Consider the following 14,314-nt stretch of genomic DNA (forward strand, 5'->3'; position numbering starts at 1 on the left):
CCCTTGTGTGCCATGAGCACGAATAGAAGTCTGTACGCAATCTGTTCGCAAAATACCCCTGGACAACTACGCCTCTCTTCATAGAAGGATGACGATTCTGTGGGGAAACGCAAAACAAAAACAAAAGCTATGCGTGCAACGAGTTTGGTTTCGCTCTATCTCCGATTCATTAGACACGACCTAAAGCTTTGCGAATAGCTTAGGAGAACAAGGATACGGAGCCGAACTCCAAAGGAGCTCGGCTTCGTAATCACTTACTGCAGGCTGATCTCCTTCGTCAGCGGCAGCTCCGCCGACGAGCCGCCAACCATCACCCGATAGCTTCCTGAAGGCCGCACAAACTTCTTGGCAGCCTCATCCCAGATCGAGAGATAAGTGGGGTTAATCGCCAGACGAATGAACTTGCTCTCCCCCGCAGCCAGTTCGACCTTCTGCCAGCCGATCAACCGCTTCGGCGGCTCCCCTGCCGACTCGGGCAGCGACGCGTAGACCTCTGCGATCTCAGCCCCGGCCCTGTGCCCGGTGTTGGCTACCGTGAAACTGACGCTGGAACCGTCCGGCGAAACGGTCAATCCTGAATAGCTGTAGCTCGTGTAGGACAATCCAAAGCCAAACGGAAATAGTACCGGCTTGTGCTCGGCGTCGTACCACTTGTAGCCGACCTTAACTCCCTCGCTGTAGTCCACCTTGAAGGAGAGCGTTCCATTCCTGGATCCGGCAGGCGGCTTGGCGACCGTCGGACGCGGCAGGTCGGCCTCGCTCCGAGGGAAGGTCATCGGCAGCTTGCCGCTGGGGTTTACGTCGCCAAAGAGCAGGTTCGCGACGGCATCCGCGCCCTTCGATCCGGCAAACCACGCCTCCAGGACAGCACCCGTCTTCTCCAGCCAGGGCATCGTCACGGCGGTGCCGGTTTCCAGCACAACAATCGTATGCGGGTTAGCAGCGGTGACTGCTTCGATCAACTTGTCCTGCTCATTGGGCAGCGACAGGTTCGGCAGGTCGAAGTCCTCGGCCTCCCACTGCCAGGCAAAAATCACGGCTACGTCTGCGGCCTTGGCCTGCGCCACGGCCTGAGCGATGTTCTCTCCGGAGGCAAAGCTGAACTTCGCTCCAGGAGCTTTGGCCCGCAACGCCTCCAGGGGAGAGGTTGGGAACCAGACCTTGCGCTTCCACTCCCCGCCGGCCTGATCGCCCGGAGCGTCGACCTGCGCCGAACCTCCGCCCGAGATCATGCCGGTGTCCGCATGAAAGCCGATGACTGCAACCGACTGGAGCTTGGCCGAGTCCAGCGGAAGCAGATTCCGTTCGTTGCGCAGCAGTACCGATCCCTGCTCGGCGATGTGCCGCGAGGTGTCGAAGCCTGCCTGCACATCGACGACGCCCTTCCGCGGTGGATCATCGACGATCCCGCTCGCGAACTCCGCCCATAGGATGCGGCGGACGTGATCGTCAATCTCAGTCATAGGCACACGCCCGGCCTGCACGGCAGTCTTCAGCGAGTCGCCATAAAAGCTCGCCCACTCCTCTTCATTGTCCAGACCGGCGGCGGAGGCCTTCTCCGTGCTGTGTGTTCCACCCCAGTCGGAGACGACGAAGCCCGGGAAGTTCCACTCCTTCTTCAGGACGTCGGTCAGCAGGTAGCGGTTCTCGCAGGCGTAGTCGCCGTTGACGCCGTTGTAGCTGCACATCACGGCATCCGGATGGCCGGTCTTGACGCCGATCTGGAAAGCCAGCAGATCGCTCTCGCGCAGGGCTCGTTCGCCGATCCGGGCGTCGACCACCTGCCGGCCGCTCTCCTGATCGTTCATGGCGTAGTGCTTGATGTCGGAGATGACATGCTGCGCGCCCTCGCAGCGAATGCGATTGCCGACCAGTGTTCCAGCCAGCACGGGATCTTCGCCCATGTACTCGAAGGTGCGTCCGTTGCGCGGCTCGCGGGTCAGGTTCACGCCACCGCCCAGCGTCATGTTGTAGCCCTGTGCGCGAAGCTCGCGGCCAATCAGGGTGCCATAGCTGCAGGCAGCTTCAGGGTCCCAGCTTGCAGCCGAGGCCAGGTTCGAGGGCAGCGCCGTCGAGTAGCGGCCATTCATCGCGCTGTCGCGCACGCCATAGGCTGCGTCGCTCATCTGGATCATCGGGATGCCAAGCCGCGTAGGCGTGATGACGAGTCCGGCACCGCCGTTGAACAGTCCGTGCACCTCTTTGAACTCCGGATGCAGATTCTTCGAGCCCGCCATACCCTCGCCATGCAGCATGGAGATCTTCTCGTCGAACGTCATCTGCTGCAGTACAAGTTCGGCTCGTTTTTCAGGAGACAGTTGAGGATTCATCCACGGCTGCGATTTGTCTACGGACTTCTGCTGTGCTCCCAGCAGACCCGTTGTGGTGCAGAGCATTGCTGCGGTGAATACAGCTGTTGCGGTAAATCGAATCCTCATCCTTTTTCTCCTGACACCTGATCCTGCAAAATTTGTTTCAACAAAGGATAACCGTTTGACTCAAGGGTAATCACCTCTACCGCAAACAAAAATGCATCGGCGCGACCCAAACCAGTCCTGGGAGGCCCCAGACCGGTCCGGATCGCGCCGATGACGTTGGATTCGTACTACTGGTTTACGCCGCTGGCCAGGAAACCGCCATCGATCACGAGGATCTCACCGGTCACAAATGTTGCAGAATCCGAAGCCAGATAGATCGCTCCTCCGACCAACTCCTCGGTCGCACCGAAGCGCCCCATCGGAGTGCGCATGCGCAGTTCCTTGCCACGCTCGCTCTTGTCGAGCAGCTCGGCGTTGAGGGCCGTGCGGAAGACGCCCGGAGCAATCGCGTTCACGGTCACACCCTGCGAGGACCACTCCACCGCCAGCGAGCGCGTCAGCGAGCCGATTGCGGCCTTCGAGGCGGCATACGCCGCAACTTCCTTGAGAGCCACGAAGGTGTTGAGCGAAGCGATGTTGATGATGCGTCCGTAGCCGCGCTCCAGCATGTGCCGGCCGAAGATCTGGCAGGCGCGCAGCGTTCCGGTCACGTTGGTGTCCATGATCGACTGCCACTCGTCTTCGGGGAAATCGACCGTCGGGGCGCGCTTGATCTTACCCGCGCAGTTGATCAGGATGTCGACCTTGCCAAACTCCTTGATCGTGCCAGCACACAGTGCTTCCAGGCTGGCGCGATCGGCAACGTCGGAGGTCAGGCGCAGAGACTTGCGTCCCGTCGCCTCGATCTTCTTCGCAGCCTCGTCCACCTGCTCGGCACGGCGTGAGCTGGCAACCACATCGGCTCCAGCCTCGGCCAGGCCGATGGCCATCGCCAGGCCAATTCCCGATGTTCCGCCAACGATAACGGCAGTTTTTCCTGTCAGATCCAACGGCTTATATCCCATGACTTCTCTTGCTCCCCTTACTTCTCTATCGGTTGATCCACAGCCGTCAGGCCTGCGGTGAAACGTGCTGCAAAATCTGTTCGACGACCTCTTCCGGCGGGCGGTCGTTGACGACGCGCAAGGCGTCAGCGGGCGGCTCCAGCGTAGCCAGTTGGGTCTCGAGCAGCTTCGGATTCATGAACTCATGCTTGCGGGCGGCGAGGCGTTCGGCGATCAACTCACGCGAGCCGTCGAGCAGCACAAAGGCGACGCTTCCCTTTGGCATATCCGCGGCCAGCGTCGCGCGGTATTTTTCCTTGAGTGCCGAGCAGGCCAGTACACCGCCCTTGCCGCTGTTGTGCCAGCCGCGCAACAGCTTATTCAGCGTCTCCAGCCAGGGCTGGCGGTCGTCGTCGTTCAGCGGCTGACCGGAGGCCATCTTCTGCTTGTTCGCCAGCGGATGGTAGTCGTCCGCGTCTGCAAAGACAGTTCCCGTTCGCTTCGCAAGCAGTGAACCGATGGTCGTCTTGCCTGACCCGCTCACGCCCATCAACACGACAATCATCGACGCCCTCGTATCTGTAAAACCGTTTGAACTCTACGATAGCAGCCCTACAACACGCAAGGCGCGGGCCAAAGCCTGCGCCCCGCAAGAATTGTTTACTGACCGAGGAACACGGGACGAATGTGCCGGTCGAAGAGGTTCGTCGTCACGTTCTTCGCCACCACTTCCTCGTTCGCATCGAGAGCGTTCAGGTAGCGGTCGCCCATCTTGGCCGCGATCTTGAAGCCGACGTGCAGCAGTTGCCGGAAGCTCGGGTTGTAGGCCGGGTTGCCCTGGTCGTGGCGCAGCGCGGAGGTGAACTGCACGCTCGTCCAGCCCTCGACCACCTCAGGCTTGGGCAGCTTGGCATCGTCGATGTCGATCACCGTCGCATAGGGCGCGCGCAGCTCGTCCGAGTGAGCATAGGCCTCGCGATAAACCTCTTTGGCTATGTCCAGGCCGGTTCCGCCCGCCTCGGCCAGGCCGATCAGCTCTTCGAGCCACGTCGTTCCAGCGGTCTTCAGGTGGACCCCGGCGTTGAACTTCTTCACGCCTTCGTGGATCGCCTTGTAGATCGAGAACTTGTCCGAGCCCGAGTGAACGCTGAGCTTCAGGTTCTCGGGCAGGCCATAGGTCTTGATGGCGAACGCAATCGCCGCCAGGTCTTCCTCGAACTCCTTGGTGAACTGCGCGACATCGCCGACGTAGTCCACGCCCTTATTGAACCGTCCGGTAAACTTCGGGGCGATCGTCTGGATGGGAATCTTCTCGTCCGCGATGGCGGCGAGGATGATTAGCAGCTCAACCGGTGTCTGGGGGAAATCAGTCTCGTCCATCGAGACTTCAGGAACGAAGTTGCCCTCACCCTTCTTCTCCACGAGGTAGCGGTAGATCCTGCCCGCGTCCTGCACGGCCGCGAGGAACTTGTTCGCGACGCCCGTCACGAAAGCGGCGTCCGTCTTGAACGGCTCGGCGATGTGCGGGATCGTTACTTCACCGATCAGTTCAGGATGCCGCTGAACGAAGGCGGCAACGTCCTCCGGCTTAGCTGCCTTACCGATCTCCTCGGCGACATCCAGCGTAAAGAAGTCGCACGGAGCGATGAAACGATCGACAGTCTTCAGGTTGATGTGGTCCGCGTCGAGAAAATAGGGTTTGGTCCAGCCCAGCTCCTTGACCGCGGCGTCGGCGGCAATACGGGTCTGACTGGGTTCCGTGCCGATGATCATGTGCTCACGGTTGGACTTATTCCAAACCGGCACCACTTCTACCCCAAATTCGCCAGCCTTGATGCAGGCCGCCAACTGCGCCTTCGCCTGATGCGCAAACCTGTCTCCAACACCCACCGAAAACTTCGGCAGCTTCATGCCCTTGCTCATGGTCGTCTCCACTCCGTCACCGAACGCCTTGGCGTTCATCATCGTGTGACAGAATACCCATTTCCAGTCAGACAGCGCAAATACGGGTCAGACAGGAATGTCGGGAAAGCGAGAATGTCGAGGCCGTCAGGGAGGCGGAACAGGGGTTCCAGAGGGTGGGCCTTAGCCCCGAAGGGGCGATGCCCTTCCCAAAATCGTGCAGAAAGCACTTGCTTTTGCTTTTCTGGTTGTCATTCCGAGCGTAGCGAGCGAACCTGCTGTCTCCCGCTCTTTGTTCGTAGGACCTAAACATATGAACTGCAGGCGAAAGAGGCCGCTTTGTGGCGACGCGTGACGTTTGTAATAGCACTGGCGAAAAATGGGAGACAGCAGGTTCGCTCGCTGCGCTCGGAATGACAACCAGAAAAGCAAAAACGGGCAAAGACCTGAATGGAAATCCGATCCTTGCCCGCCCTGATTCCGTGGTCCAAAAACTATAGCTCTCTTCGCGACGACCCTAAAGCTTGTAGGCCTTCCGCACCAGGTTCACCGTAAGATCCTGCGCCAGCTCAAACGCCTCGCTCTCGTCCAGGCGATGCTCCGCGACAAGCTTTCCAAGGAAAGCGCAATCCACGCGGCGAGCCACATCGTGCCGCGCGGGAATCGACAGGAACGCACGCGTATCGTCGTTGAACCCGACCGTGTTGTAGAAGCCTGCCGTCTCGGTGGCCTGCTCCCGAAAGCGCGTCATGCCCTCCGGCGAATCGTGGAACCACCACGGCGGGCCCAGGCGCAGGCAGGGATAGTGCCCGGCCAGCGGTGCGAGTTCCCTGCTGTACGTCGACTCGTCCAGCGTGAACAGGATGAACGTGAAGCCGGGCTCGTTGCCGTACTTCGAGAGCAACGGTCGCAGGCTGCGGACGTACTCCGTGGGCGACGGAATATCCGCGCCTTTGTCGCGACCGAACTTCTCGTAGACATGCGGGTTGTGATTGCGGATCGCGCCCGGATGCAGTTGCATCGTAAGGCCATCCTCCACACTCATGCCCGCCATCTCGGTCAGCATCTGCGCCTGGAAGAGCTCCACATCACCGGGGTTGGTCTTGCCGGTGTAGATACGTTCGTACAAGGCCGTAGCTTCGTTGAGCGAGAGGTCTGCGGTCATCGCCGTGAGATGGCCGTGATCGGTCGCGGTCGCGCCATTCTCCTTGAAGAAGGCACGACGCTTGCGCAGCGCGCTCAGGTAGCCCTTCCATGAAGAGACATCTTCGCCGCTTACTTCGCCGAGCTTCTTCAGGTTGTCCTGGAAGCCGAGGTACTCGGCATCGACGACCGCATCCGGGCGGAAGGTCGGCAGCACGCGGCCCTTCCAGCCGGAGGCCTTGATCTTGCGATGATGCTCCAGCGAATCGACTGCAGCGTCCGTCGTAGCGATCACCTCGAGATTAAACCGCTCATACAAGGCTCGCGGCAGGAACTCGGGCGTTCGCAATTTCTTGTCGATCGCGTCGTAGTATTCGTCGGCGTTCTCAGCGCTGAGACGCTCCTTCAGTCCAAACTGCTCCGCGAAGGCGAAGTCGATCCAGAGACGCGTCGGCGTCCCGCGAAACAGAAAATAATTGCGCGCGAAGAGACGCCAGACCTCGCGCGGGTCGGCCGACTGTTTGCCGTCCACCTGCGGAATGCCCAGCGACTCGAGCGAGATCCCCTGCGAGTACAGCATGCGGAAGATGTAGTGATCCGGTTGAATAAAAAGCGCCGTGGGATTCGGAAAAGGCTGGTTATCGGCAAACCACTGCGGGTCGGTATGGCCGTGCGGGCTGATGATCGGCAGGTCGCGTACAGTCTCGTACAACTTTGCAGCGACCGCTCGCGAAGCGCTCTCCGCCGGAAAGAGTCTATTTTTGTCCAACATGAATTCGCGTCCCTTCGGGCTTAACGTCTCAAGAGCCCACGCTGGAAGCGTATCAAACTCGAGCCACTTCGGTCAGACAGGTGCTATCACAGCCGCTCCCGGCATCTCATCTATTGCTCGTAACATTGCGATGCTACTCTACTGAGGTTTGACACTTTGGAGTCCCGATTGAACACCCTCTCTTCTTCGCCAATTCCGGTCGCGACAGCGGCGGCACTGACAACCGAACAGTTTTTCAGCCGTGTCCATGAGCTTTCCCCCAGGATTGCGGTCTTCGACTGCGACGGAACACTGTGGTCCGGCGATGCCGGCTCTTCCTTCATGCGCTGGACGATGGACACCGGCCTGCTCTCGCGCGAGGCCACCGAGTGGCTCAACAGCCGCTATGTCGAGTACAAGCGCGGCACGGTCTCCGAGATCGCCATCTGCGGCGAGATGGTGCAGATCTACCATGGACTGCGCGAGACCGAACTGCGCAGCGCAGCCGCCGAGTTCTTCCGCAATCACGTCGAACGCAATATCTTTCCCGAGATGGCCGAGCTCGTAGCCGCACTGCAGGACAACGGCGTGGAGATATGGGCTGTGAGCTCGACCTGTGACTGGGTCATCGAAGAGGGCGTGCGGCGCTTCAACATCCCCGCTAATCGCGTGCTTTCGGCCCGTGTAGCGATTGAGAACGGCCGCGCTACCGAGCGACTGCTGGATGTCCCTACCGACGAAGGCAAGGTCGCCTCACTGCGGCGCGCGGGCATCACCGCGCCGGACGCGGTCTTCGGTAACTCGGTGCATGATGCCGCCATGCTTGCGATCGCGCGGGGCGCCTTTCCGGTGAATCCCTCGGACGAGCTTGTGCAGCGCAGCGCAGCTGAGTCGTGGCCGGTTTACTATCCGGCTTCTGTCGTACGGTAACTGCAAAAAAACATTCCTGGCATCGTGAGGGCATGGCTTCGTTTGTGCCCTCGCGATTTCTAATTTTGTTTACGAGTCAAACTTGGTCCCTCATCGCCTCGTTCACAGCCTAAAAGTTCTACACTGTGAGCAGACGTGAAAGAGCCGATTCGCAAACTCAACGGGCAACGCGCACTCGACACCGCAAAACCGTTGCGGCACGTCGTTGCGGCCATGATTCTGCGCGGTAGCGGGGCCGAACGCGAGGTCTTCATCTGCCAGCGCCGCCCCGATCAGCCCATGGGGCTCAAGTGGGAGTTTCCCGGCGGCAAGATCGAACCCGGTGAGACACCGAAAGAGGCTCTGGCTCGCGAGTTGAGCGAAGAGCTGGGCATCGTCGCCGAGATCGGCGACCACATCACCACCGTGCGCCATACGTATCGCAATGGGGGAACAATCGAGATCCAGTTTTTTGCCGTGACCGAATTTAGCGGCGACCTCGACAATCGCATCTTTCAGGAGATGCTCTGGAGCCCGCTTGAACGATTGCCTGACTACGACTTCCTCGCCGCCGATCTGACGTTGATACGTGATCTGGCTGAAGGCAAGATTCTTTAGAGCGAGCTCTTCTGTCGCGGGGCAATCGATATAGCCATAGCGCGAAGCGCAAACCGTGACGCTTTAGCGTCGCGGGACGGAGGGAGCCGTGGCCTTTTAGGCCACGGAATTAGGGGCTAGGCAAGAATTGGGCTTTAGCCCCGGGCCTTTTGTTCGCAGCCGAAAGAAGGCCCGGGCCTAAAGGCCGCATTGTTCTAGCCCCTTATTTCAGGGGCCTGAAGGCCCCTGCTCCCTCCATCTCCCTGATGCTGAAGCATCAGGGAACGCGCTTCGCGCTCTATCTCCGATCAAACATCTGTTTGCTATCGGTCTCACATCACATCGACAATGCGCTCCTAGCGCGTGAACACCGTTCCCCACAGCATCACCACCGTAAGAATCGTCGCCAGCGCCGTCAGGCCGCAGGCCACCACGTTGTAGATCGTCGGATTCGTCTTCGCACCCATCACCGACTTCTTGTTCACCAGCACCAGCATGAACACCAGCACAAAGGGCAGCAGCACGCCGTTCAGCACCTGCGACAACACCGCCAGCTTGACCGGCTCTGTCTTCGAGACCAGGATGACGATCGCTCCGATGGCCAGCAACGAGGTGTACAGCCAGTAAAAGACCGGAGCTTCCTTGAACTTCTTGCTCAGCCCCGACTCGAAACCCATCGCCTCGCACACCGTGTAGGCCGTGGACAGTGGCAGGATCGACGCCGCAAACAGCGACGCGTTCAGCAGCCCGAACGAGAACAGGATGAACGCATACTTCCCACCCAGCGGACGTAGCGCCTGAGCAGCATCCGCGGCATCGCGAATGTCATGCTGGCCGCCAACGAACAGGGTCGCCGCACAGGCGATGACGATAAAAGCCGCGACCAGTACCGAGAATACCGAGCCAAAGATCGCATCGCCCTGGGCGAGCTTCAACTGCGACTGGCGCGCACCTTTGTCCACCACCGAGGCCTGGAGATAGAACTGCTGCCAGGGTGCGACCGTTGCCCCGATAAGGCCCACCGATAAGTACAAATAGCTATGATTGCGCAGGTCATGCCACTTCGGCAGACGCAAGGTCATGTGCGCAGCCTGGCTCCAGTTCGGATGCGACAGCACCGCGGTAATGATGTAGGCCACATACAGAAACGAGAGAACGACAAAGATCTTTTCCAGCTTCTTGTAGTCGCCATAAACAACCAGGCACCACACGAGGACTGCCGCGATGGGCACCGTAACGAATTTGCTCAGCCCAAAGAGCTGCGTGCTGCTGGCCACACCGGCGAACTCCGAGACGACATCGCCCAGGTTACACAGCACCAGGCCCATCATCAGAATTGCGGTAATGCGCAGTCCGAACTCTTCGCGAATCAGCTCGCTCAGGCCCTTGCCGGTAACAACGCCCATGCGCGCCGAGATCTCCTGCGCGAACGCCAGCATCACTGCCATGGGAATCATCGTCCACAGCAGCGTATAGCCGAACTGAGCCCCTGCCGTGGCATAGGTATAGATGCCGCCGGCGTCGTTGTCGACGTTGGCCGTGATGAAGCCGGGCCCGAGGACCGCAAAGATAAGAAAGATGCTGGTCCGCCAGCGACGCCAGAAGCTCATGATGCAGTCATCCTCGAGGGAGTCGTCGTGGAGGGCAGGCCTTCCCGCCGGGCTTCCCTCTGCATCAGGGCATGCAAACGACGCGCGGGTGCAACCAGCGCCGGTTCTCCAGCGACACGTACATTCTCTCGTATGTGGTTTGGATTCTTCGTTGAAACTAGCACGATGCTATCAGGATTGAAGACAAAAGAGGCCTTCAACATGACCGCGGCGAGGATTCCCCGGTCATCGAGATCGACACCCACCTCGTCGGACCATCGACTGCAGCGCTCGGGGTCCGCAATCAGAGCCGCATGCAGAGAGCGAAAGTTATCCGTGAGCGCACGGTGATGAATGCGGAAAGGACCTCCGAGCGCGATCGCCTCGTCCAGAATCGACCACTGATACTGCAGCACGCGGCAATATCCTGCGCGTTCCTGCAGAAGAGCCTCTACCTGGTTGCGATCGCTGCCGATTCCAAAGGTGCCAAGGGTTCCCTTCGCTACGGAATCCTCGAGAAAACGCAGAAGTCCGTCGTCACGCAGATCATCGGCCTCGGCGTCGTGCAGCAGCCAGGCGTCGATCCGGTCCGTTTTTAAAGCAGCAAGACTGCGCTCCAAAGAGGCCTTCGCCTGCTCGGCGGTAAAGCTGGCCTTCTCCGCCGGAGCCGCTACAGCAGAGGCCGCGCGCGATAGCCGCTGCTTCAATGCAGGCACATGCTGGACAATGGGCCCGGCCAGGCGACGCGCGATCCCGAGCAAGGCCCTGTTACGTGCGGGTGGAATACCGTACTTCGTCGTGATCGTAATCTCGTCGCGGTGGCGCTGCCGGAACTCGCCGACGCAAGCCTCTGCCTCGCCGTAACCGTACATCGGAGCCACATCGAAGTGGCGAATGCCAGCGTCGTACGCCGCTTCCAGCAGGGCCAGGGAGCCACGCCGTCCCAGAGCGCCCATGAGCGATGAGCAGCCATAGCCAAGCTGCGTCGTAGTTCGTCCGGTATCTGCGAGCTTGAGCGTCTGCACTGCACCTCCTGTTGCTGGCTCTAGAGTATCTGCATCGTGAAGGAGAGGCGAAACGGTTGGGTAGAGAAACTGCCTTCTAAATAGTTTGCTTTGCCGTCAGGGCCATAGCGAACATGGCAGGATGACGAGCATCGCGCGAAGCGCAAACCGTGACGCTTTAGCGTCGCGGGGCGGAGGGAGCCGTAGCCTTAAGGCTACGGAATTCAGGCCTAGCTAGAATTAGCCTTTAGGCCCGGGCTCTCTTTCAGCTGCGAACAAAAGGCCCGGGGCTAAAGCCCATTTCTTGCCTAGCCCCTAATTCCGTGGCCTAAAGGCCACGGCTCCCTCCGCCCCGCGACGCTAAAGCGTCACGGTTTGCGCTTCGCGCCGTAGCTGCTTTACTGCTCACTAAACTGACGCGGCTCCAACAATGGGCCGTATTACAACCGCGACAAATGATCTGCAAGCCTCACCGCGAGAGCAAGCACGGTATGCGTTGGATTGGAAAACCCGGAGGTCGGAAAGACCGCTCCGCTGCACACGAAACAGTTCCGCGTGCCATGCAGCAGAAGCTCGGGGCTGACCACTCCCTCTGTGGAACTGACGGCCATGCGCATCCCGCCCATGTGATGGTTGCTGTCGTCACACTGTGCGAGGAAGCCATCGCCCTCTGCCATCAGGCTTGCTTCAGGGGTCACCTCCGCGACTTCATCCAGGGCCTTCGCCGCTGTTTGCGCAAAGTAGCGGATAGTGCTCAGCTCCAGCTCCGAGATGCGCCAGTCCAGGCGCGTGCGCCACAATCCAAGCGAGTCCTTCTCCTCGCCCAGCGTGATCGAACTTGCGCTGTCGGGCCGCTGCTCGCAGTGGACGCGCAGTTTGATCGTGGCCGATGCCGGATTGTAGACCCTGTGTTGCAGCGCATAACGCAGAGACTGCCGCGCCAGCACAGGGGCATGCTGCACCATACGCACGGCATCGCCGATACCCAGCTCTCCGAATCTTCCGCGCAGCAGGTGCTTTACTGTTCCCTTCAACCCGTCCAGCGTCTCGTCAATGTCGCTCTGAAAGTACATCGTCGCCGCACAGTTCAGCAGACCGGCCTTTTCCTGTTCGGGGGGCATCAGCCGCACCTTGGGGTGGTACTTGTACCCGCGCAGAAAGATGTTGTCGAAGAGCGTGGCGAAGGCGCGGCTGCTGCGGGGCTGGACCTGCGCAGCGTTGGCATCCACATGGTCCTGAAAGTGGCGGCCGAGCAGGCCCGAACGGTTCCAGGGTAGATCGCCCTCTCGCGGCTGCAGAAAAAATCGCACGCACTCGATCGTCCCCATGCAAAAGACGAATTGCTTCGCTTGAAAAACAGCCTCAATCTCTGTCTGCGTACGGCAGCGCAAGCCGCGAACCGTCTCCTGCTCCAGCAGAAGTTCGACGGCGTTCGCGTGCAGCCAGATGCGAATATCCGCGCTCTGTTCCAGCAAGCTGGCGTGCAGCCGCGCGAAGTTTGGCTCGGGACACCAGCGCGACAGATAGGACTGCAGCCCGGAGAACTCCGGCTCCTTGAGGCCCAGAGCGTGCCAGACTTCGCCATCGCGCTGAATCGCGCCGCTGACACCTTCCAGCTCCAGTGCGCGGCGATAAAAGGGGTCCAGTTCCGCCTTGGTAAACGGCCAACCGCTGCCAGAGATCCAGTCGCGGCTCTCGAAGTCCTCAGGGTTGAGCTCCAGAATCTGCCCGCCCCACTTCGTCGTCGTCCCTCCGTGCACGCGAAAGCGTCCGGTGTGGATGCCGCGATGCGTCAGGCCAACGACCTCGCTGCGATAGGGCTCCTGCGCGGGCTCCTCGATCTCGCGGCCGCCGCCTTCGACGATCAGAACACGCTTCCCCTGCCCCGTCAGCTCTACCGCCAGGACGATTCCCGCAGCGCCCGCGCCGACGATGCAGACATCGGCTACATCGTCAGGGCCGGGCCGGTCGCGCAGGAGATCGAAGATCATGCCTGAGAGCTCCTCGTGGCAACCAGGCTCCGCAGGCGTTGCACGATCGCAGCCACCTGAGCATCGTTGTGATAGCCGTCCCGCACTGCGCGGGCGCGGCCTGCGACGGCGATGCGCTCGCGTGCCTCTTCATTCGGCAGATAGCGACGAATCTTGGCCACGCATTCTTCGATTCCCGAGAAGAAGACGGCCTCTTCGTCTTCGACAAAACGTGCCAGGTGCCCCGGCGAACGCTCCGCAAGAAGAAAGCCCTGGCAGGCAGCAATCTCGAAGCTCTTGTGCACAAACTCGTCCTGGTTGGCATGCGTGATGAAGCTGAGATTGATCTTCGACTTCCAGATTCCCTCGCGGTACTCCTCGCGAAAGAGCTCGCCATGGCCACGATACAGCGCAGCCGTCGCCTCCGGGCCGAGCGCCTTCTTCCACACCAGGCCGCCCGAGACTACGACAGGCAGCTCAAACTCTTTCCAGAGCCGCGTCAGGAACTGCGGACGATCGTCGTAGGGTGTGCCGATGAACGAAACACCACGGTCACGATCCTTATCGCTCCATCCAGCCGGTGGCGGAAAGTGGATCGTCGGCTCATAGGCGGTCTGGATCTTGATGACGTCACGGGCCCCGCTGGCCTTGTAGTCCGCAATATTTTTATCGCGCTGCACGACGTGCAGATCGAAGTGCGGGATGTCTTTCATATACAGCCGCCAGCCCGGATCGCGGCGCGGACCGAAGGCATTGTCGATCATGTAGCTGACGCTCACAACGCCCAGGCTGCGCAGCTTGTCGAGCGTCTCGGGACGCAGCGAAAGCAGCTTGTCCGCCCAGAAGATATCGGGCTTTTCGCGTTCGGCCATCGCGAGGATATCGCGATTCAAACGCGCTACCCACGGCCCGCTCTGCACACGGTAGACGACCTTCTTCAGGAGGTCGCTCTGCGGCTGATAGCCATAGGCGTTCAGCGAGACGACGCTGTGACCGAGCCGCTCCAGCGCCCAGAGCCTGTACTGCGAGGAGTCGTTGGGCGAGAGACCGGCAACGTACAGAATCTTGAGGGGGCGAGCGGTCATGCC

The 14,314-nt window shown here is 60.3% G+C and carries 11 protein-coding genes; 2 read left to right on the plus strand and 9 right to left on the minus strand.

What is annotated here, in order from left to right; translation table 11 throughout:
* Window positions 1-254 precede the first annotated feature (254 nt).
* The 5 genes from HDF15_RS18425 to uxaC form a co-directional block, all read right to left on the minus strand.
* Window positions 255-2,438 carry a beta-glucosidase gene (locus HDF15_RS18425; RefSeq protein WP_184258171.1) on the minus strand — a complete coding sequence of 728 codons (2,184 nt, stop codon included), beginning with the start codon at window positions 2,436-2,438 and terminating at the stop codon, window positions 255-257.
* 167 nt (window positions 2,439-2,605) lie between these two features.
* Window positions 2,606-3,382: an SDR family NAD(P)-dependent oxidoreductase gene (locus HDF15_RS18430; RefSeq protein WP_184258173.1), complete on the minus strand. Its 777-nt coding sequence runs from the start codon at window positions 3,380-3,382 to the stop codon at window positions 2,606-2,608.
* Between the two features lie 46 nt (window positions 3,383-3,428).
* Window positions 3,429-3,926, minus strand: a complete 498-nt coding sequence (locus tag HDF15_RS18435; RefSeq protein WP_184258175.1) for a gluconokinase — start codon at window positions 3,924-3,926, stop codon at window positions 3,429-3,431.
* Between the two features lie 95 nt (window positions 3,927-4,021).
* Window positions 4,022-5,326, minus strand: coding sequence for a tagaturonate epimerase family protein (locus tag HDF15_RS18440; protein ID WP_311733143.1), 1,305 nt, complete (start codon window positions 5,324-5,326; stop codon window positions 4,022-4,024).
* A gap of 454 nt (window positions 5,327-5,780) precedes the next feature.
* Entirely contained in the window at window positions 5,781-7,178 is a 1,398-nt protein-coding gene (gene uxaC, locus HDF15_RS18445) for a glucuronate isomerase (RefSeq protein ID WP_184258177.1), read from the minus strand.
* A gap of 168 nt (window positions 7,179-7,346) precedes the next feature.
* Here uxaC and HDF15_RS18450 point away from each other — a divergent pair, with 168 nt between their 5' ends.
* Entirely contained in the window at window positions 7,347-8,087 is a 741-nt protein-coding gene (locus HDF15_RS18450; RefSeq protein ID WP_260331174.1) for an HAD family phosphatase, read from the plus strand.
* 135 nt (window positions 8,088-8,222) lie between these two features.
* Window positions 8,223-8,684, plus strand: a complete 462-nt coding sequence (locus HDF15_RS18455) for a (deoxy)nucleoside triphosphate pyrophosphohydrolase (protein ID WP_014264872.1) — start codon at window positions 8,223-8,225, stop codon at window positions 8,682-8,684.
* Between the two features lie 335 nt (window positions 8,685-9,019).
* Here the strand turns inward: HDF15_RS18455 and HDF15_RS18460 are convergent, their stop codons facing one another.
* The 4 genes from HDF15_RS18460 to HDF15_RS18475 all read right to left on the minus strand — a co-directional run bounded on the left by HDF15_RS18460 (window position 9,020) and on the right by HDF15_RS18475 (window position 14,311).
* The gene (locus HDF15_RS18460) at window positions 9,020-10,273 is read right to left on the minus strand and encodes an Nramp family divalent metal transporter (RefSeq protein ID WP_184258181.1); all 1,254 of its coding nucleotides are present in this window, start codon (window positions 10,271-10,273) and stop codon (window positions 9,020-9,022) included.
* Entirely contained in the window at window positions 10,270-11,277 is a 1,008-nt protein-coding gene (locus HDF15_RS18465; protein WP_184258183.1) for an aldo/keto reductase, read from the minus strand. Before HDF15_RS18465 ends, HDF15_RS18460 begins: the two co-directional genes overlap by 4 nt.
* A 419-nt stretch (window positions 11,278-11,696) precedes the next feature.
* Window positions 11,697-13,247, minus strand: coding sequence for a GMC oxidoreductase (locus tag HDF15_RS18470; protein WP_184258185.1), 1,551 nt, complete (start codon window positions 13,245-13,247; stop codon window positions 11,697-11,699).
* Entirely contained in the window at window positions 13,244-14,311 is a 1,068-nt protein-coding gene (locus HDF15_RS18475; protein WP_184258187.1) for a glycosyltransferase, read from the minus strand. The genes HDF15_RS18470 and HDF15_RS18475 overlap by 4 nt, the downstream gene beginning before the upstream one ends.
* Window positions 14,312-14,314 lie beyond the last annotated feature (3 nt).

The organism is Granulicella mallensis (assembly GCF_014203225.1).
GTDB classification, from domain to species: Bacteria; Acidobacteriota; Terriglobia; order Terriglobales; family Acidobacteriaceae; genus Granulicella; species Granulicella mallensis_A.

Excerpts from the sequence above, each read along its gene's own strand:
- HDF15_RS18425 (WP_184258171.1), bottom strand. The coding sequence starts at position 2,438 with ATGAGGATTCGATTTACCGCAACAGCTGTATTCACCGCAGCAATGCTC.
- uxaC (WP_184258177.1), bottom strand. The coding sequence starts at position 7,178 with ATGTTGGACAAAAATAGACTCTTTCCGGCGGAGAGCGCTTCGCGAGCG.
- HDF15_RS18435 (WP_184258175.1), bottom strand. The coding sequence starts at position 3,926 with ATGATTGTCGTGTTGATGGGCGTGAGCGGGTCAGGCAAGACGACCATC.
- HDF15_RS18430 (WP_184258173.1), bottom strand. The coding sequence starts at position 3,382 with ATGGGATATAAGCCGTTGGATCTGACAGGAAAAACTGCCGTTATCGTT.
- HDF15_RS18475 (WP_184258187.1), bottom strand. The coding sequence starts at position 14,311 with ATGACCGCTCGCCCCCTCAAGATTCTGTACGTTGCCGGTCTCTCGCCC.
- HDF15_RS18470 (WP_184258185.1), bottom strand. The coding sequence starts at position 13,247 with ATGATCTTCGATCTCCTGCGCGACCGGCCCGGCCCTGACGATGTAGCC.
- HDF15_RS18460 (WP_184258181.1), bottom strand. The coding sequence starts at position 10,273 with ATGAGCTTCTGGCGTCGCTGGCGGACCAGCATCTTTCTTATCTTTGCG.
- HDF15_RS18440 (WP_311733143.1), bottom strand. The coding sequence starts at position 5,326 with ATGATGAACGCCAAGGCGTTCGGTGACGGAGTGGAGACGACCATGAGC.